17 protein-coding genes are annotated in these 18,317 nt (G+C 37.2%); 10 read left to right on the top strand and 7 right to left on the bottom strand.

The window, feature by feature from the left end; all coding sequences use genetic code 11:
* Window positions 1–1,830, bottom strand: coding sequence for a hypothetical protein (locus tag IPO46_07055; protein QQS61907.1), 1,830 nt, complete (start codon window positions 1,828–1,830; stop codon window positions 1–3).
* Between the two features lie 180 nt (window positions 1,831–2,010).
* Here IPO46_07055 and IPO46_07050 point away from each other — a divergent pair, with 180 nt between their 5' ends.
* The gene (locus tag IPO46_07050) at window positions 2,011–2,235 is read left to right on the top strand and encodes a hypothetical protein (protein ID QQS61906.1); all 225 of its coding nucleotides are present in this window, start codon (window positions 2,011–2,013) and stop codon (window positions 2,233–2,235) included.
* Window positions 2,236–2,262: 27 nt separating this feature from the next.
* Window positions 2,263–2,910 (top strand): peptide deformylase, encoded by a 648-nt coding sequence (locus IPO46_07045; GenBank protein QQS61905.1) that lies wholly within the window; start codon window positions 2,263–2,265, stop codon window positions 2,908–2,910.
* Here the strand turns inward: IPO46_07045 and IPO46_07040 are convergent.
* Window positions 2,907–3,353: a DUF1569 domain-containing protein gene (locus IPO46_07040; protein ID QQS61904.1), complete on the bottom strand. Its 447-nt coding sequence runs from the start codon at window positions 3,351–3,353 to the stop codon at window positions 2,907–2,909. The genes IPO46_07045 and IPO46_07040 overlap by 4 nt on opposite strands.
* A 44-nt stretch (window positions 3,354–3,397) precedes the next feature.
* A complete protein-coding gene (locus IPO46_07035; protein ID QQS61903.1) occupies window positions 3,398–3,973 on the bottom strand; it encodes an adenylate kinase in 576 nt (191 codons plus the stop codon).
* Between the two features lie 233 nt (window positions 3,974–4,206).
* Between IPO46_07035 and IPO46_07030 the strand changes: the two genes are divergently transcribed.
* The 3 genes from IPO46_07030 (at window position 4,207) to IPO46_07020 (ending at window position 9,474) form a co-directional block, all read left to right on the top strand.
* On the top strand, window positions 4,207–5,490 hold the full coding sequence (locus IPO46_07030) for an aminotransferase class I/II-fold pyridoxal phosphate-dependent enzyme (protein QQS61902.1): 1,284 nt from the start codon (window positions 4,207–4,209) through the stop codon (window positions 5,488–5,490).
* A gap of 156 nt (window positions 5,491–5,646) precedes the next feature.
* Window positions 5,647–7,281, top strand: coding sequence for an amidohydrolase (locus IPO46_07025; GenBank protein ID QQS64341.1), 1,635 nt, complete (start codon window positions 5,647–5,649; stop codon window positions 7,279–7,281).
* Between the two features lie 84 nt (window positions 7,282–7,365).
* Window positions 7,366–9,474, top strand: coding sequence for a S9 family peptidase (locus IPO46_07020; protein QQS61901.1), 2,109 nt, complete (start codon window positions 7,366–7,368; stop codon window positions 9,472–9,474).
* 7 nt (window positions 9,475–9,481) lie between these two features.
* On the opposite strand, the gene IPO46_07015 is transcribed toward IPO46_07020, so the two are convergent.
* The 4 genes from IPO46_07015 to IPO46_07000 all read right to left on the bottom strand — a co-directional run bounded on the left by IPO46_07015 (window position 9,482) and on the right by IPO46_07000 (window position 11,914).
* A complete protein-coding gene (locus tag IPO46_07015; GenBank protein ID QQS61900.1) occupies window positions 9,482–10,132 on the bottom strand; it encodes a response regulator transcription factor in 651 nt (216 codons plus the stop codon).
* A 14-nt stretch (window positions 10,133–10,146) separates the two neighbouring features.
* On the bottom strand, window positions 10,147–10,914 hold the full coding sequence (locus tag IPO46_07010; protein ID QQS61899.1) for a sensor histidine kinase: 768 nt from the start codon (window positions 10,912–10,914) through the stop codon (window positions 10,147–10,149).
* Complete coding sequence (locus tag IPO46_07005) at window positions 10,904–11,242, bottom strand: hypothetical protein (GenBank protein ID QQS61898.1); 339 nt, start codon at window positions 11,240–11,242, stop codon at window positions 10,904–10,906. The genes IPO46_07010 and IPO46_07005 overlap by 11 nt, the downstream gene beginning before the upstream one ends.
* A 315-nt stretch (window positions 11,243–11,557) precedes the next feature.
* Entirely contained in the window at window positions 11,558–11,914 is a 357-nt protein-coding gene (locus IPO46_07000) for a hypothetical protein (GenBank protein ID QQS61897.1), read from the bottom strand.
* A gap of 289 nt (window positions 11,915–12,203) precedes the next feature.
* Between IPO46_07000 and rplM the strand changes: the two genes are divergently transcribed.
* The 5 genes from rplM to IPO46_06975 all read left to right on the top strand — a co-directional run bounded on the left by rplM (window position 12,204) and on the right by IPO46_06975 (window position 18,303).
* Complete coding sequence (rplM, locus tag IPO46_06995) at window positions 12,204–12,683, top strand: 50S ribosomal protein L13 (protein QQS61896.1); 480 nt, start codon at window positions 12,204–12,206, stop codon at window positions 12,681–12,683.
* Between the two features lie 10 nt (window positions 12,684–12,693).
* Window positions 12,694–13,083, top strand: a complete 390-nt coding sequence (rpsI, locus tag IPO46_06990; GenBank protein QQS61895.1) for a 30S ribosomal protein S9 — start codon at window positions 12,694–12,696, stop codon at window positions 13,081–13,083.
* 77 nt (window positions 13,084–13,160) lie between these two features.
* Window positions 13,161–14,042, top strand: coding sequence for a 30S ribosomal protein S2 (gene rpsB / locus IPO46_06985; GenBank protein QQS61894.1), 882 nt, complete (start codon window positions 13,161–13,163; stop codon window positions 14,040–14,042).
* Between the two features lie 67 nt (window positions 14,043–14,109).
* Window positions 14,110–14,934, top strand: coding sequence for an elongation factor Ts (locus IPO46_06980; protein ID QQS64340.1), 825 nt, complete (start codon window positions 14,110–14,112; stop codon window positions 14,932–14,934).
* Between the two features lie 372 nt (window positions 14,935–15,306).
* Entirely contained in the window at window positions 15,307–18,303 is a 2,997-nt protein-coding gene (locus IPO46_06975; GenBank protein QQS61893.1) for a hypothetical protein, read from the top strand.
* Window positions 18,304–18,317 lie beyond the last annotated feature (14 nt).

The raw sequence follows: 18,317 nt of genomic DNA, 5'->3' as shown, positions 1-18,317 counted from the left end.
TTATTTTAAAATTACCAGTTTAGTACCTGTCATTGGTGAACTTTCAAAAGTTAATTTTGCCTCTATTTCCTGTGCCCTTTGCTTCATATTTTTTAACCCGTTTCCAGGGTATTCCTTTCCGGTATCAAACCCTTTTCCATTGTCTGCAATGATAATTTGCAACACTCCCTCTTGCTGCCAGGCTTCAAAAATAAGCATTGAACCTTCGCTATACTTCACTGCATTGTTTATGGCTTCTTTGCAAAGCAGGTAAAGGTTTTTATGCGTTTTACTATCGTCTTCGCTCGTAATATTCTGGCCTACCGATATTTTTATATCCATATTTTTTGAAAAGGCCATTTTTCCGGCATATTCCACAAGGTGCTGTAAAACCTGCTCCAGTGTATTGCTATTGCTTTGCATAAGCCATACCTGGTCGTTAATACGTAAAATCATTTCCTCGGCAGATTGCTGAATGGTTTGCAAAGATTGGCTCAGGGCTTTACTGTTTCCGGCATCCAATTGGCTCCCGGCAAGGTGACTGTATAATTTTATGCCGCTCATGGTGCCACCAATATCATCATGCAGCTCCCTGCCAAGCCTTATCCTTTCATTGAGAATATTGCTTTCGGCCATTAATCTTTCCTGCATAATTTGTTCGCCTTTTTGCTGCAATTGTTTTTCAATACGCTTTACAAAAAACAATAAAGGAATAAGCGTTTGCGGAAAAAGGCTAAAAGAAACCATATAAGAATGAAAACGATAATCAAAAGGAATTGCGCCAGTTTCCTGTAATATGAGGATGTTCACTGCAATAAGTATAATGCCAAATAAAATAGCAATTAAAATAAATTCTTTTCGCTTTTGAACGAATACGGCCGCTAAGGCGAGAATAAAAATTACAACATAACCCACAATTTGCAGTAAGTAAAGTAACAGCAGCAGGATAGTGAATGTATGGATACTAAAATAATTAATAAGCATATTAAACCCCAATGCCGCTACAACAATATTGGCTACATTGAATAAACCTAAAAACCTATCGGTTTTTTTATGAGCCTGGGCCGTATTAAACAACAATCGGCTTAGCTGAAATAAACATACCGAAGCAAGTGAGCCTAAAAATACAGCAGCATTTTCTTCAAACAGGGGAAAGCTCCCCCAAATATATAATGAACCAAAGCCTGAAACTGCAATACTGTAAAATAATACTGCAAAGGAATAAGCTGCAAACCAAAACAACTCTTTAGAGGGAAATGAAAAATAAATACTTAGGGCCGTAATACTAATAATAAGCATAAACGACAGGCCAAAAATCATCCAGTTGTCCAGCCGCTCATTAATATTGTCATTCATCACATTGTAAAGCATAGGAGAAACCGTAATGCCAATTTGCCTCCTAAAAGATTTTAAATACAACCCCGTTTCTTCTCCGGCATTTAATACAACCTGCATAGATAGCAGTCTGTCGCCGGTACTACGTTGTTTAGGGCCGAGCAAAGAGCCTGTTTTTTGTGAAGAATCTATTACTCCATTTCTTACCAGATACATTTGGGTAACTCCGGCCTGTACGTTATTAAGCCAGAGTTTAAAAACCCTGCTTTTACAAGCATTGTTTTTAAGCTTACAATAAAACCATTGAGTATTGTTGGGCAACCAATACAACTTATCGCTGGCCAATGCCAGCCAGCTTTCTTTGAACTTATCAAAGGGCAAAAAATCATTTCCGGTACGTACATAACCCTGCTTACTTATATTAATAGACTGCAGGTTACTGTCTATTAATATAACAGGCTGCGCCATAGCACAGGCTCCAATGTGTAAGAGTATGGTTAAGATACATTTTCTCATTCAAACACATGAAGTTAGCTTTTCCCTGTTTGCCTGCAAATACCCCAAAGGGTGATATATTAGTTGGCCTTTTCAAAAAAACAGCAAAATGAAATAATGCCCGGGATATTTGTTTATAACCATGGGCTTCAATAATAACATACTAACGTAAATTTGATTTCATACATTTACAATTAAATAATGAAAATTCTTTTACTAATTATTGCTGCATTTTTATTAAGCTGTAAAGGCACAAAATTACCTACTGAAGATTGCGCAGGTGAAAAATTTAAAGATTGCGTTTGCAGTATGCAATACGACCCGGTTTGCGGATGTGATGGCAAAACCTATGGCAACGCCTGTGTTGCAAACTGCGAAGGCATAAAGTCTTATACAAAAGGCCTCTGCAAAAATGAAAATCTATAACCTTAATATTTGAGAAGCACAATAAAAATGATTAAACTTTTAATTGGAACGCTCACTATCCTTTGTTCGCTTAATTGTAAAGCCCAAAATTTTACAGTCGCCGAGCAAGCGCTCATTGTAAGCGGAGATACATCAAAACTATTGCGGCTTATTCCACTTGCCGAACCCGAAGGAAAAAAATATTTACGGAAAATATCGCTGGACATAACCTGCAATGACCCATTGTTGCCTTTGTTAAAAGAAAGAATGTATAAAGCTGTAACAGATTCCAATCATAAAGGTGTGGGTATTGCTGCACCGCAGGTGGGCATTAACAGAAACCTCATTTGGGTAAAGCGTTACGACAAACCCAGTATGCCCTTTGAGTTTTTTATTAACCCAAAAATTATCTGGCATTCAAAATTATTACGCAAAGGTTTTGAGGGCGATTTATCTTTTAAAGAAAACTGGGGCGATGTGGTACGCAGCCATTCCATACTCATTTCTTATACCGATATAAGTGGTGTACAGCATATTGAAATGCTGGAAGATTTTACAGCCGTAATTTTTCAACATGAAACCGATCACCTCTTTGGTATTTTATTAACCGACCGGATTGCGGAACAACAAAATAAAAAGTATACGCCTTATCAATCTTACAGAAATGGGGAATTATTGCAGGAAGAAAGCCCCTAATCCAAAAGCCCAAACTGCCGGTAATGGTGGCGCACATGTTTGCCATGAAGCAAAACCCAATCTTCAAAATTCAAAATGCCAAAAACCGGGTGCAGCGTAGCTTTACCGGTATTATTATCAAAATGAAGAAAAAATTTATTGATGCTGGTAACTAATTTTTCTTTTGCTTCATCAAGATTTTCGCAACGCAAAGGAAATGGTTTATCGCCAATTATTTCTACCGGGGCTTTTGTGTTGGGTCTAAATTCTTTATCACTATAAATAAATGCCCTGTATTGGGGCAAATGTTCCACTGGGGTAACCAGGGGTATCGTTATTTTTTCGTAGGAAATATCAAAAAAATCGGTAAGGTGCTCTACCATTTCCTGCGCATTCATTACGCCCCATTTACCCGTTGAGGATGCTGATAAACCTGGTAGCAGAAAAGCTGCATCATGCTTCAAAAATAAAATTTGTTGTTGGGTCATTTATCAGGGTACTAAGCTGTTCATATTTTCTTTTCTATTTCATAGCAAAGGTTTTTGAAAATTTCTTCTATTGAGCCCTCGCCTTTTACCATTACAACTTTATTAAACTGGCGGTAATAATCTGCAACAGCTTCGGTTTTTTTCCTGTATTCTTCTATGCGTGCCCTTATCACCTGTTCATTGGTATCATCGCTGCGGCCACTGGTTTGGCCACGCTTCAAAAGGCGTTTTACCAGTTCTTCCTCACTCACTTCCAAAGCAAGCATTACCGAAATAGGCGCATTTTTAAACTCCAGTAAATTATCCAATGCTTCTGCCTGAGCGCTGGTACGGGGAAACCCATCAAATAAAAAGCCGGTTGCATTTTTATTTTCGTCAATAACCGTACTTATCATTCCAATAACCACTTCATCGGGTACAAGTTGGCCTTTGTCCATAAACTTTTTGGCTTCAATGCCCAAAGCTGTTTGGCGGCTTATTTCCGACCGTAGTAAATCACCGGTACTCAGGTGCCTTAACTTATAAAGGGCCATTAATTTTTCGCTTTGTGTACCTTTTCCGCTGCCGGGTGGGCCAAATAATATTAAGTTGAACATATTCTATTGTAATAAAGCGGCTACTGATTTAGTGGCAGCACTATTTATAAAGTTAGTTTTTAGTACGGGCAATGTAATAATAATTTGTAAAAATTACACTTTAAATACAAAATTTTTGAAAACGAACAAATAAAACACCCTTTCTCTGAACAAAAACCCATTTTATCCCAGCCTTTGAAATAAAGTAGTGAAAACTTACATTTGCAATATTCTGTATTATTAAAAAAATATTTATGGCCTCTTTAAAACTCAGCTTACTGGCCGAAACATTAATTGCTTCTGAAATTGTTCAGCTTGGAGCAACCATTAAGCAAAAAATAAATGCAGGCGAAAAAATTTATAATTATACAATTGGCGACTTTGACTCCACACAATTTCCTATACCCAACGAACTGCAGGAAGCCATAATTGAAGCATACAATAAAGGATTTACTACCTATCCTGCCGCCGAGGGTGAAACTGAACTCCGTAACCAGGTAAGCCGTTTTATGGAAACACAGTTAGGAACAAAATATGCAACAAACGAAATTTTAATAGGCGCAGGTGGCAGGCCGTTAATTTACGCTACTTACAGGGCTATTGTAGATAAAGGCGATAAAGTAATTTATCCCGTACCCAGCTGGAACAATAACCATTATGTTCATTTTACCGAAGGCGAACATATATTAATTGAAGCCACACCGGAAAATAATTTTATGCCCACAGCCGAACAGCTTAGGCCATATATAAAAACCGCTTCTTTAATTGCACTTTGCTCCCCGCTAAACCCTACCGGAACAACTTTTAAAAAACAAGAACTTGAAGCAATTTGTGATTTAATTATTGAAGAAAACAAAACGAGGAGAGAAGATGAAAAGAAGCTGTATCTCATGTACGACCAAATTTACTGGACGCTTACTTTTGGTGGTGCCATACATTATAACCCCGTTTCTTTAAGGCCAGAAATGAAAGAGTTTACCATACTCATTGATGGCATAAGCAAATCATTTGCTGCAACCGGCGTAAGGGTTGGCTGGGCAATGGGCCCGGCTGCGGTAATGGCAAAAATGCGTTCTATTAATAGCCATGTTGGGGCATGGGCGCCAATGGCCGAGCAACATGCCGTTGCCGGATATTTTAAAAATGAAACTGCCGTAAAAAAATGGTTTATACATTTTAAAAATGAAATTGCATTTCGCCTGGATGCTATTTATGCCGGCATTAAAAAAATGGCTGAAAGCGGTTTGCCTATTGATGCCATTCCGCCACAGGCTGCTATTTATCTCACCATACAAATAAACCTTGTGGGCCGCCAAACGGCCAAAGGAATTCTTTTAAAAACACAGGAAGATGTAACAGCTTATATCCTCAATGAAGCAAGGCTGGCCATTGTTCCTTTTTATGCATTTGGCGCTTCAAAAAAAAGTATTTGGTACAGGCTTAGTGTAGGCTGCTGCAAAAAAGAAGAGATAAATGAAATGTTGCAAATGCTTAAAACAGCCCTGGAAAAAACCAGTAAAGTAGAAGCGCTTGCCTGATTTTTTACCCGTACTAATTATTTACCCTTTTGATTATTGCAGTATTTATTATGGCAATAAAAATTGCTTTTTCAATACAATTGCTTTTATTTCATACAACAACCATCCTGTTTTTAGTAAACAAAAAAAATACACATGAAACCTGTCCATCTTTTTTTGAAACCTTTTGTTTATATATTGGTTTCAATTTCATTGTTTACTTCCTGCAATAAAAAACAAAAGGTTTCCCTCGTTGTTCACCATGCGGTAATTTATACGGTTGATTCTGCTTTTACAATCGCAGAAGCTATGGCAATTGAAAATGGAAAAATTATAGCCACTGGCAGTAACGAAAATATACTAAAGGCATATTATGCCGCTGAAATACTGGATGCCAAAGGCAAGGCAATTTTTCCGGGACTTATTGATGCACATTGTCATTTTACAGGCTATGCTATGGATGGGTGGAAGTGCGATTTAACAGGAACAAAATCATGGGAAGATGTATTGGCAAAAATTTCTGATTACAGCAAAGCAGCACCAATGCTTTGGTTATACGGCCGTGGATGGGACCAAAATGACTGGCCGGAAAAAAAATTCCCTGATAACCATTTACTCGACAGCCTTTTTCCCTACAGGCCGGTATATTTAAAAAGAATTGATGGCCATGCAGTAATTGCCAATAGCGCTGCACTACAAATTGCAGGTATTACAGCAGCAACAAAAGTTGATGGCGGCAGCGTTGAATTACTCAAGGGTAAACCTACCGGTATACTTATTGATAATGCCATGCATTTAGTGGAAAATAAAATTCCTTTAATAAGTGATTCTTTGGCCAAAGCCTATTTTACAAAAATGCAAACCGCATGTTTTAAAAACGGCCTAACCAGCTTACATGATTGTGGCATAAGTGAGCATACCGTTCAGTTACTTGAAGAAGCGCAAAAAACCGGTGATTTAAAAATTAAAATTTTTGCATTGCTTACCGATTCTGTCCAATATTATGACAGCTGGATAAAAAAAGGAAGATATACCAATGGCAACCTAACCGTTGGCGGGTTTAAATTATATGCAGATGGCGCACTGGGCAGTAGGGGCGCATGTTTATTACAGGATTATTCTGATAAGCCAGGCTGGCGTGGGTTTTTATTGAGCAAACCCGAATGGTTTATGCAGGTTGCACAAAAACTTGCCACATCAAACCTGCAATTGTGCACTCATGCCATTGGCGACAGTGGCAACAGGCAAATATTAAAAATATACGCATCCGTTTTAAAAGAAAAAAATGATAAGCGCTGGCGCATAGAACATGCCCAGGTAATTAATGAAAACGATTTTCACTTTTTTGCAGATTATAAAATTATACCATCTGTACAGCCCACACATGCTACCAGCGATATGTACTGGACAAATGAAAGGCTGGGTGAAGAAAGGGAAAAAAATTCATATGCATATAAGCAACTGTTACAAACCAACGGATGGATGCCATTAGGCACCGATTTTCCTGTAGAAGATATAAGCCCTATAAAAACCTTTTTTGCAGCCGTAGTAAGAAAAGATGCAAAAGGTTTTCCCCAAAACGGCTTTCATTTTGAAAATGCACTTAGCCGCCAGGAAGCCATACGGGGCATGACCATTTGGGCGGCAAAAGCCGCTTTCCAGGAAAATGAAAAGGGCAGCCTGGAAAAAGGAAAAGCGGCAGATTTTATAATTTTAGATACTGATTTAATGCAATGCAACGAAAACAATATATTAAATACAAAAGTGAAGAACGTATATTTGAATGGCGCTAATGTTTGGGGTATAAATTAAGCACCATATCTATACATTGTATTAATTACATTAAGCGCACACGGTTATTTTTTCATTTAACTTTATTACACAAAATTTATTAAAATGAAAGTTTTTATATTACTTAGTTTATGTATCATCTCATTAGGAATTATGGCCCAAAAAATTCAATATCCTTCTACACAAAAAGTAAACCAGTCAGACAATTATTTTGGAACAATTATAGAAGACCCTTACCGGTGGCTGGAGGATGATACAGCAAAAAATACTGCTGCATGGGTAGTAGAAGAAAACAAGGTTACGCAAAGCTATTTCGAACAAATCCCTTTTCGTAATAAATTACACAAAAGGCTTTCCGAGCTTTGGAATTACCCAAAATATTCTGCACCCGAAAAAAATGGAGAATATTTTACATTTTATAAAAATAACGGGTTACAAAACCAGGCGCTGCTGTATGTGCAAAAAGGGATTAAGGGTAAGCCGGAAATACTTATAGACCCCAATAAACTTTCCATAGATGGTACAGTGGCTTTACAAGCTACAGCTTTTTCAAAAAAGCAACGCTATTTTGCTTATGCAGTTTCTGCATCAGGCAGTGATTGGCAGGAAATTAATATCCTGGATTTTAATACTAAAAAATTACTTTCCGATAAAATTGAATATGTAAAATTTACCGGAATGAGTTGGGTAGGCGATGATGGTTTTTATTACAGTGGCTACAGCAAACCCAAAGAAGAAAAAACAAAGTACAGCGCAAAAACAGAGTACCAGAAAGTATTTTACCATAAAGTAGGCACTACCCAGGAAGAAGACATGCTTATTTATGAAGATAAAGAGCATCCGTTGAGATATGTAGGCGCCGGCGTTACCGAAGATGAGCGCTTCCTTATTTTAAGCATTGCAGAAGGTACAGATGGCAGCGAAATAAAAATAAAAGATTTACAGGACAAATCGGCAACAGGTTTTATTACGCTTGTACAGGGCTTTTCAACCAATGCCGATGTGGTAGATAATATTGGCGATAAAATACTGCTAAAAACCAATAGTGCGGCCCCTAATTATAAGTTAGTTTTGGCCGATCCCAAAAACCCTTCGGAAGCTAACTGGAAAAGCATTATACCCGAAACAAAAGAGCCGCTTACCTTTGCCACAACCGGTGGAAACAAAATATTTGCCGGCTACCTTAAAGATGCAAATACCCTAGTAAACCAGCATGATCTTTCGGGCAAACTTGAGCACAGCATACAATTGCCCGGTGTAGGTACTGCCGTTGGCTTTGGATCAAAAAAAGAAGACAAGGAGTTTTACTACATATTTACTTCATTTACCTATCCGGCTACAATTTTTAAATATGATATAGCCTCCGGAAAATCTACCCTATACCGTAAGGCTGAGGTAAAATTCAACCCGGAAAATTTTGAAACCCGCCAGGTTTTTTACCCCAGTAAAGATGGTACAAAAGTGCCGATGTTTATCACTTATAAAAAAGGCTTAGTATTAAACGGCAGCAACCCTGCAATGCTTTATGCCTATGGTGGGTTTAATATAAATATAACCCCGGCATTTTCTGTTGCCAACATTCCGTTTATTGAAAACGGAGGTATTTACTGCGTAGCCAACCTGCGTGGCGGTGGTGAATATGGAGAAGAGTGGCATAAAGCAGGTATGCTACAAAACAAGCAAAATGTTTTTGATGATTTTATTGCTGCTGCTGAATATTTAATTAAAGAAAAATATACTTCATCTGCAAAGCTGGCAATTAAAGGAGGTAGCAACGGTGGGCTACTTGTAGGCGCCTGCTTAACGCAAAGGCCTGATTTATTCAAAGTGGCTATTCCTCAGGTGGGTGTTTTAGATATGCTCCGCTATCATAAATTTACCGTAGGCTGGGGCTGGGCTGTAGAATATGGCAGCAGCGACAAAATAAATCAGTTTGAATATTTAATAAAATACTCTCCTTTACACAATATAAAAAAAGGAACCTGTTACCCGGCTACTTTAATTACTACTGCCGATCATGACGATAGAGTGGTACCTGCTCACTCCTTTAAGTTTGCAGCAACTTTACAAGAAGCTCAGGGCTGCGAAAACCCTGTATTGATACGCATTGACAGCAAGGCCGGGCATGGGGCAGGAAAACCTACCTCAAAATCTATTGATGAAGCTGCCGATATTTGGAGCTTTGTGTTATATAATATGGGAGCAGGTTTTTAGCAAATACCTATATTTGAAAAATACCGCTTTTAATTGCATAAACAGCAAGGCCAACCCTGGTTTTAATATTTAATTTATTAAATAAGGCATCCCGGTAGCCGTCAACAGTACGTGGGCTCACTCCCATATTATCGGCAATTTCCCTATAGGTTAATTCGCTGCATGCATATTGTAAAAAATGGATTTCCTTGTCGGATAACTCATGGGCTTTTAGCATATTGCCGGCATCTTCATCGGGCTTTGCATAGGCATGTAATATTTTGCCCGATATTAATTCAGAATGATAAAATCCTTTGTTCAAAATAGCGTTAATGGCCAATTGAAGGTCCTGCGGATGTGAATCTTTTAAAATATATCCTGAAGCGCCATTCCTGAGCATACGCAAAATAGCGGTTTCATTATCATACATACTTAATGCAAGTATAGAAACCAACGGTTTGTTTTTTTTTAGCCAGGATGCTGTTTCATAGCCATCCATTTCGGGCATATTAATATCCAGTAAAACAATATCGGGCAATTCCAGTGTTTCGTTAATTTTTTGAATAAGGTCCATACCATTGTTGGCTTCAAATAAAACTTTATGGCCAAGGCTTAAAACCAGGCCGGCAAGCCCGTTGCGCAATAAGGTATGATCATCAACTAAAACAATGTTTGCCATTATACTATTTTCTATTAAAGAGCATAGTGAATATTTACCTGCGTTCCTTTACCCGGCGCCGAATTAATTTTTAAATCGGCGCCAATATGCGCCGCCCTCGATTTCATGTTTCTTAAACCCAGGCCGGCCTTTGAGGGTATCATTGCTTTTTCGGAAAACCCTTTTCCATCATCGGCTATTGTTACTAAAATTTCCGGTTCCTGATACTTAAATGTGGTTGCAATATTTTTTGCACTGGAATGCTTAATAGCATTTTGGATACATTCCTGAACAATACGGTATATCACCACTTCTGTTTGCCTTGGCAATGCAAATGTTTTCCCCAGGGAAATAAATTCTGCATTGATAAACCCTCCTTTTTGCAATATGCCAACCTCCCTTTTCACGGCTTCGTGCAAGCCTATATCCACAAACATTTCTCCATTTAGGCTTTTGCTTAAGGCCCTTAAATCTTCTATTGCCTTTGTAATAAGTTCTACGGTACTGCTAATTTTTTCCTTATCCTCATTTCCGGGGTATTCAATATATACTCTATTTAGGTTGAGCTTAGCAAGGCTTAGCACCTGGCCCACATTATCATGAATTTCCTGGCTTATATTGGTAAGCGTTTGCTCCTGCACTTCAATTAACGATTGCTGGTATTCGTTTTGCATTTTGAGTTTCTCTGCTTTGTTTTTTTGTTGCTTTTTAGAAAACAATGTAGTTAACAACAAAAGAAAAAACCCCAATACCAGCATGGTTACTACAATTCCAAATAAATAAAATTTAAAATCAAGCTGCATTCTTTTTCAATTGCCTGTGATGCATTATTAATGCTATAATATAAGAACCATACAAAACAACCATTAAATTATTATTAATCAATTTAAACATTTTTCCAAACTCATCTAATTTATTAGCTTTAATATAAGGAATTAAAAAAAAATAGCCCATTTCCCCAAGGCAAAACAACAGTAAGCCCGAGGCAATCCAAAAAAAGTAATTATGAAACAAAGGTACATCTGTTTCTTTGTTAAATAAATTTACCAGGTAAAAACACACTGCTAATGCTACACAAATATCACCCAGTAAAATGGAAATATTTGATCCTTTATAAGCAGATTGCGCCAATAGCCCGACAATATTTGCTAAATTGAAAAATATCAAAAAGATGCAACTGGCTTTTTTGCTAAAACTTTCTCCGTGCAAATAAATAAGAAATAAATAAAAAGAAAATTCAACAGGCACTGAAATTATATACACCCATTTTGTTTCTGCCCGCATATTATTATTAATCAAAATCAAACTAATAATTTCTATGCAGCAAATAAACATTAAAAAAAACACTAAATAATGCAGCTTTGTATGCCGGGTTTCTCTCCAATAATAAATAGCCGTTAACAAAGCTAAAAACTCTACAATTAAAAAAGTACTAAAATGCATTAACTAGGGTTGTTGGTTGCCATGGTTTAGCGGAGGAATATTTGTAGCGTCTATTGATGCGCCAGAAATACTCCTTTCTGTTGCTACAAGAGCAACACTCATTTTCTCCAAATCTTTTGCATCTTCAGGGAAACCATTTTCGGCCCTGCTTTTATACGCAGTAAAATAAACACGTAAGCCATCTACATTAGCGCCTTTTAAAATACTATTAAGGTTATCCCTCAATGCATCGTTAAGTTCAAACCAAACTGATTGGGTTTCGGGCTTATTAATGGCTGCACGCAATAATGGCTCTTTCTGGTTTAAATAGTTTTGGTGCAAATCCCTGAGTTGTGTAAGGGTAATTTCTTTTGTTGACATAAAATAAAAATTAAAAAATTAAAAAAATTAATATTAGATGCTTCACAGTAGGTTTAGGAAAAAAATGGCACGGCATAGAAGTAAAAAAACTACCTGCACAAATTGATCATTATAAAAATAGAACATTTTTTTATTAAAAACCAATAACTTATAAAAGTTCTTTAAAAAAATACTGGGTTTTTCTTTGTTGAAAAGCAAATTAACCCCTTACCTTTGCAGCCCGAAAATTTCGGACATTATTTCAACTACCGGCGGGGATAGCCCCGGTTGTAAGCTAAAAAACAATAATATGAGCAAATTACATTTCACCACCAAGCATGCAAACGCAGCTACCGTTATACGCAACTGGTATGTTGTAGATGGTACTAATCAAACTGTAGGCCGCATGTGCGCTAAAGTTGCTTCTGTTCTTCGAGGAAAAAACAAGGCTTCTTACACCCCACACGTAGACTGCGGGGATTTTGTTATTATTATAAATGCCGATAAAGTAAAATTTACTGGCAATAAAATAGATGACAAAGATTATTTAACCTATAGCGGTTACCCCGGCGGCCTTAAAGCCGAAACAGCAAAAGATCTATTAAAACGCCGGCCAGATGTACTCATAGAGCGTGCCGTAAAAGGGATGCTTCCTAAAAACAGGCTTGGGCGTAAACTGTTTAAAAAACTTTTTGTATATGCCGGAACCGAACATCCGCATGGCGCCCAACAACCCAAAGAACTTACATTTCCTAAATTAACGCCTGCCACTTCAGGTATAAAAAAATAATTCAAAATAAATGGAAAAGCAAAAAAACGCAGTAGGCCGTAGAAAAGAAGCCGTAACCAGGGTATTCTTAAGTAAAGGAGAAGGCTCTATTACTATTAACGGAAAAGATTACAAAACCTATTTTCCTTTGGTTTACCTGCAAAACCAGGTAGAAGCGCCCTTAAAAGCGACAGATGCAACTGGCAAATATTCGATTGTAATTAATGCAACAGGCGGCGGTGTAAAAGGCCAGGCAGAAGCGGCAAAACTGGGTATTGCCCGTGCGCTTATAGAATTAAGTGCCGATTACAGGCCTACTTTAAAAGCTGCAGGATTATTAAGGCGTGACCCTCGTTCTGTAGAACGTAAAAAACCGGGCCGCAAAAAAGCAAGAAGAAGTTACCAGTTCTCAAAACGTTAATACGTTTGGCAATTATCATTTGTTGTTTTATAGCAGCAAACCCCAAACAATTAAACACAAAAAAAGAAATCAATTAAATGGAAAATAATACATCCTTACAACAGCAACTTTTAGAAGCAGGCGTTCATTTTGGTCACTTAAAGAAAAAATGGAACCCTAAAATGTTACCCTACATTTTTGCAGAAAAAAAAGGTATCCATATTATAGACCTTAACAAAACTGTAGAAGGTTTGCAGGAAGCTGCTGCTGCAATGAAAGCCATTGCCCGTAGCGGTAAAAAGATCATGTTTGTTGCAACAAAAAAGCAAGCTAAAGAATTAGTAACAGAATGTGCCCAGCGGGTAAATATGCCTTATGTTACCGAACGCTGGCTTGGTGGTATGCTTACCAACTTCAACACCGTTCGTAAAAGTGTAAAGAAAATGCAAAGCATTGAAAAACTGCTTAACGACGGAAGCGCCGAAAGCCTAAACAAAAAAGAAAAACTTACCCTGAGCCGTGAAAAAGAAAAAATGGAAAAAGTATTGGGTGGTATTGCGCAAATAAGCCGTATACCTGCCGCTTTATTTTTGATAGATATTGGACACGAACATATTGCTTTGGCAGAAGCAAAAAAGCTTGGCATCAACACCTTTGGTATGGTAGATTCCAATTGCGATCCCAATAAAGTTGATTTTGCCATTCCGTCAAACGATGATGCAACAAAATCAATTGCCATTATTACCAATTACATTACTGCCGCAATTGCAGAAGGGTTGCAGGAGCGCCAAAGCAGCAAAGATGATGAAGAACAGCATGAAGTAGAAGAATCTGCAGCAGCAAGGGCATCCCGTTTTGAACAAAAAGATGCAGAAGGCGATGATAAAGGCAAACGCAGCCGTAGTAGTGGTGGAACCGGAGGAACTAAACGCCGTTTCCCCAGCGCAGGAGGTGGTGGCAGAAAGCCTGCAGCTAAGTAAGCTGGATTTAAATAAATTTTTAACCGTAAAATTAAATTCCCCCCGGGGGAATTATGGAGCAATAAAAATGAGTGTAACAATTACAGCAGCAGACATAAACAAACTTCGCCAGGCAACCGGCGCCGGAATGATGGACTGCCGCAAAGCATTAACAGAAGCAAATGGGGATTTTGAAGCAGCAATTGACTGGCTGCGTAAACAAGGGCAAAAAGTTGCAGCAAAACGAAGCGACAGGGAAGCAAAAGAAGGAGTGGTAATTGCACAAACTACAACCGACAACAAAACAGGATTTGTAGTATGTATCAGTTGCGAAACTGACTTTGTAAGTAAAAATGCGGAATTTGTGGCTTTTGCCCAAAGCATTGCTGATGCCGCAATATCCAACAATGTAAAATCTGCAGATGAACTAAACGCTGTAACTATAAATGGCGCAAAAGTTTCTGATCTTATCAATGATAAGCTTGCAGCAATTGGCGAAAAAATTGGCATCTCTAAATTTGAAAGAATTGAAGCCCCTTATGTAGCCAGCTATATACATGGAGCCAACCGCATGGGTGTGCTGGTAGGTTTAACCATGCAGGCAGAAGAAGCCGGTAAAGATGTAGCCATGCAAATAGCCGCAATGAACCCATTGGCTGTTGACGAAACTTCAATACCCACCGATGTGGTAGAAAGAGAAAAAAATATTGCAATTGAAGTGGTTAAAGCAGAAGGTAAACCTGCTGAAATGGCCGAAAAAATTGCCATGGGAAAACTCAATAAATTTTTTAAAGAAAATACATTACTTGCCCAGGCTTTTGTAAAGGATAACAATAAATCTGTTGCTGACTATTTAAAAAGCATCAACCCCAATTTAAAAGTTACCGAATTCAAAAGAGTGGCGTTGGGTTAAACCTTATTTTGCTAAAAGCGGAAACTTAAAGTTTCCGCTTTTTTTTGCTTAAAATTAAAATGCCGCAGTAAAAACTGCAGCATTTATAGTTAAAATTGCACACTTAAAAATTCACCCGAAAATAAAATCCCCGAAAAAAGCACCGAAGCAACCCCTAATGCCCGGCTACTTTATCCGGAGCGGGCATCCCGGTATAAAAAATTTAAATTCTGTTTTTATTACCCCCATTATAAAATAAAGACCTTTTGTTGTATGCATTAACTCTTTACAAAACAAACGAAAGGAAAATAAACTGCCAATAATCCATTTGGATAGTATTTACTGCTTTCATTATTAGTTTTTGTAAATTGAAAAAAATCTACGCACTTCAATATGCCGTTAAGGATAATATATAACCTTGCTTTTTTACTTTACTTTCCGCTTTTTACAGCAGCCCAGTTAGTAAAACGCTATAATACCTTTAGTTACAGTGTAAATAATGGCCTTTTGCAAAGTAGTATTTTGGATATGGCTTTTGATAAAAATAATTATTGCTGGATTGCTTTTCCCAATGGTATTCAAAAGTTTGATGGCAGCTCCTTTACAAATATCCCGGTTCAAAACGGGCTGCCCGATGATAAATTTGTAAGTTTTTTAAGGCTTAGTTCCGGTGATCTATTAATTAAACATGCCCAGGGTATTAGTTTGTACAATGTAGCCTCCAACTATTTTATACAAGTGGCAAAACTGAATAAAACACAAGCAAAAGGAACAGTTTTTTTAGGGGAATATAACCATGTGGTTTACTTATGGAATTACTATGATGAAATTGTAGGATTAGATGCTACCGGATCTTTTAAAGAAGTATCAAAAACGCCTCTCATTTTTCCTTCATCCATAATTAGGGATGACTACAAATACTTTAGCAATATTACCCAGGGTAAAATAATATTATGCCAGGGTAATTTTTTAATACTTTGGAATTTTACTCAACCCACTCATGCAACAAAGTCCATAATAATTGATGATGTACTACCGTCCAGCATATACTTAAATAGCAGCAACGAAGCCATTTTTTTTCTAAAAACCCAAAAGGGAATTTTATACAGCATCAATTTTACCAATGGAAAAACTTCTTCCCTTAAAAATTTAAGTACAATAACAGCCAAAAGAGACTTACGGTCTTTCATTCAATGTTGGGACAATAAACTTGTTTATGTTTTTGATAATAAAATTTATGAGTCGGATGCGAACTCCCTATACCCAAAATCTGAAATTTTAAATTTCCAGGGACAGCCCATTAGTACAAGTTCCGCTATATCCCGAATCAAAGTAGATAATTTTGGAAACCTTATCGCAAGCACTATTCAGGACGGTATTCGAAAAATTATTAAAAATAATTTTCCCATAAATATTTATAGTGATAGCCACGCCGAAAACAAGTTTGTTAACTGTGTACTCCCCGATAAGGTTAACAATAAAATTCTGGCCGGAATAAGGGGTGACGGATTAATAATATTTGACACTTTACAACAAGTAAAAAAGACGATAAAATTTTTTCCAAAAATTAAACATAATACCACACCTGTTGCCATAATTAAAAACCTCGTTGGCGACTATTTAATTTTTCTTTGGGGAGAAAAAATTGTTTGGAAACTTACTAAAAATTTAAGTCAATTATCGCCTATAACTATTTTTTGCTCCGATACTACTATTAACCCTGCCGTAAAGTATTACACCAAAACTGATTACCTGGATGACCATACCGCACTTATAGCCTCCCAAAACAATATTTATAAAATAAACCTTGTCCGCAATACCATTCATTGTTACACATTTACTAAAGACCACCCAATGAGCGCTTTGGTATACAACCAATATATTATTAGCCATGTAAACGATTCCCTCTTTTTCCTGGATACAGCATCCATAAAAATTGTAAAAAAAATATACTTCCCCAATACAGCCGGTGTACGCAGTTTTGTAAAAGGGCCAAATGCTGAAATATTTATGGGTACCAATAAAGGTGTTTTTAAAATAGACACTACAGGAAAAACGCTGCAGCATTGGGATAAAAAATGGGGATTGCCCGATGAATGTATTTATGCCATTGAGGTAGATAAGCTGGGCCAGCTTTGGTGCAGTACCAATAAAGGGATTATTAGAATAAGTAAAAATAACCTGGTTTTAAACCTTACCCGACAGGATGGGTTGCAGGAAAATGAATTTAATACCAATGTATCTGCTGTTGATAAGGATAGAGAAATGTTTTTTGGCGGGGTAAAAGGCATTAGCAGTTTTTATCCTCAAAATATTGTAGCTATAACTGAAAATATAAGTATCCTGCTTACAGATATTAAATCGAATGGCATTAATATTTTTGGAGATTCTGCAATTTGGAAAATAAAAAAAATTACTCTGCCTTATAATTTAAATTCCCTGTCATTTGATTTTATTGCCATTGGACCGCAAAACCCTGATCAATATTTTTATAATTACCGCATGAAAGGCTTTGATGGCTCGTGGATTCAATTACTCAACCAACAAGCCATACGTTACTTATTGCCCCCGGGCAAATATGTATTACAGGTGTCGGCATCAAGGTCTCTGGACAAAAACCCAATACCATTAAAAGAAATCTATATAGTTATTAATCCTCCCTTTTGGCAAACGTGGTGGTTTATTACTGGCATTATATTTCTTTCCCTGCTCATTACAATTGGTGGCGTTTATTTTTATCTAAGGTCTAAATTCAAGCATAAACTAAAAGCATTAGAAGAAGAACAAAAAATGCAGGTAGAAAGGGAACGCATATCCAGGAACCTGCATGACAGTGTAGGTGCTTACGCCAATGCAGTGTTATACAATACCCAACTTTTGGAGGAAGAAAAAGAAGAAAGCAAAAAAACATTGCTCATGACTGACCTGAAATATGCCTCAAAAGATATTATTACAGCATTAAGGGAAACCATTTGGGCTTTAAAAAAAGAAAAATATTCCGCAGAAGAATGCCTGATGAGGTTAAAAAATTTTATTCAGCCTTTTAACCGGTATTATCCCACTAAATCTTTTTTTATAAAAGGTAATGCTCCGGCAGGTTATTATTTGCATTATTCCAAAGCCTTAAACCTGGTACGCATTGTACAGGAAGCCCTATCCAACGCCATAAAGCATAGTAATGCTTCAAATCTCATTATTAACAGCTTTGAGGAAAATAATAAATGGGTAATTGAGGTAATAGATAATGGAAATGGCTTTGTTTATAATAAAGAATTTAACTCTGCCGGCTATGGATTGGAAAATATGAAGAAGCGCAGCCAGGAAGCAGGGTTTGAATTAGGTATTTTTTCTAATGATACCGGAACTACTATTCGTATAATAGTTGTATAGTACCTATTTGGATT

The sequence above is a fragment of the Chitinophagaceae bacterium genome (genome assembly GCA_016699815.1).
Classification (GTDB): domain Bacteria; phylum Bacteroidota; class Bacteroidia; order Chitinophagales; family Chitinophagaceae; genus Ferruginibacter.
This window is presented reverse-complemented; position numbering and strand designations above follow the sequence as displayed.

Excerpts from the sequence above, each read along its gene's own strand:
- IPO46_07055 (QQS61907.1), bottom strand. The coding sequence starts at position 1,830 with ATGAGAAAATGTATCTTAACCATACTCTTACACATTGGAGCCTGTGCT.
- IPO46_07050 (QQS61906.1), top strand. The coding sequence starts at position 2,011 with ATGAAAATTCTTTTACTAATTATTGCTGCATTTTTATTAAGCTGTAAA.
- IPO46_07045 (QQS61905.1), top strand. The coding sequence starts at position 2,263 with ATGATTAAACTTTTAATTGGAACGCTCACTATCCTTTGTTCGCTTAAT.
- IPO46_07035 (QQS61903.1), bottom strand. The coding sequence starts at position 3,973 with ATGTTCAACTTAATATTATTTGGCCCACCCGGCAGCGGAAAAGGTACA.
- IPO46_07030 (QQS61902.1), top strand. The coding sequence starts at position 4,207 with ATGGCCTCTTTAAAACTCAGCTTACTGGCCGAAACATTAATTGCTTCT.
- IPO46_07020 (QQS61901.1), top strand. The coding sequence starts at position 7,366 with ATGAAAGTTTTTATATTACTTAGTTTATGTATCATCTCATTAGGAATT.
- IPO46_07015 (QQS61900.1), bottom strand. The coding sequence starts at position 10,132 with ATGGCAAACATTGTTTTAGTTGATGATCATACCTTATTGCGCAACGGG.
- IPO46_07010 (QQS61899.1), bottom strand. The coding sequence starts at position 10,914 with ATGCAGCTTGATTTTAAATTTTATTTATTTGGAATTGTAGTAACCATG.
- IPO46_07000 (QQS61897.1), bottom strand. The coding sequence starts at position 11,914 with ATGTCAACAAAAGAAATTACCCTTACACAACTCAGGGATTTGCACCAA.
- rplM (QQS61896.1), top strand. The coding sequence starts at position 12,204 with ATGAGCAAATTACATTTCACCACCAAGCATGCAAACGCAGCTACCGTT.
- rpsI (QQS61895.1), top strand. The coding sequence starts at position 12,694 with ATGGAAAAGCAAAAAAACGCAGTAGGCCGTAGAAAAGAAGCCGTAACC.
- rpsB (QQS61894.1), top strand. The coding sequence starts at position 13,161 with ATGGAAAATAATACATCCTTACAACAGCAACTTTTAGAAGCAGGCGTT.
- IPO46_06980 (QQS64340.1), top strand. The coding sequence starts at position 14,110 with ATGAGTGTAACAATTACAGCAGCAGACATAAACAAACTTCGCCAGGCA.
- IPO46_06975 (QQS61893.1), top strand. The coding sequence starts at position 15,307 with ATGCCGTTAAGGATAATATATAACCTTGCTTTTTTACTTTACTTTCCG.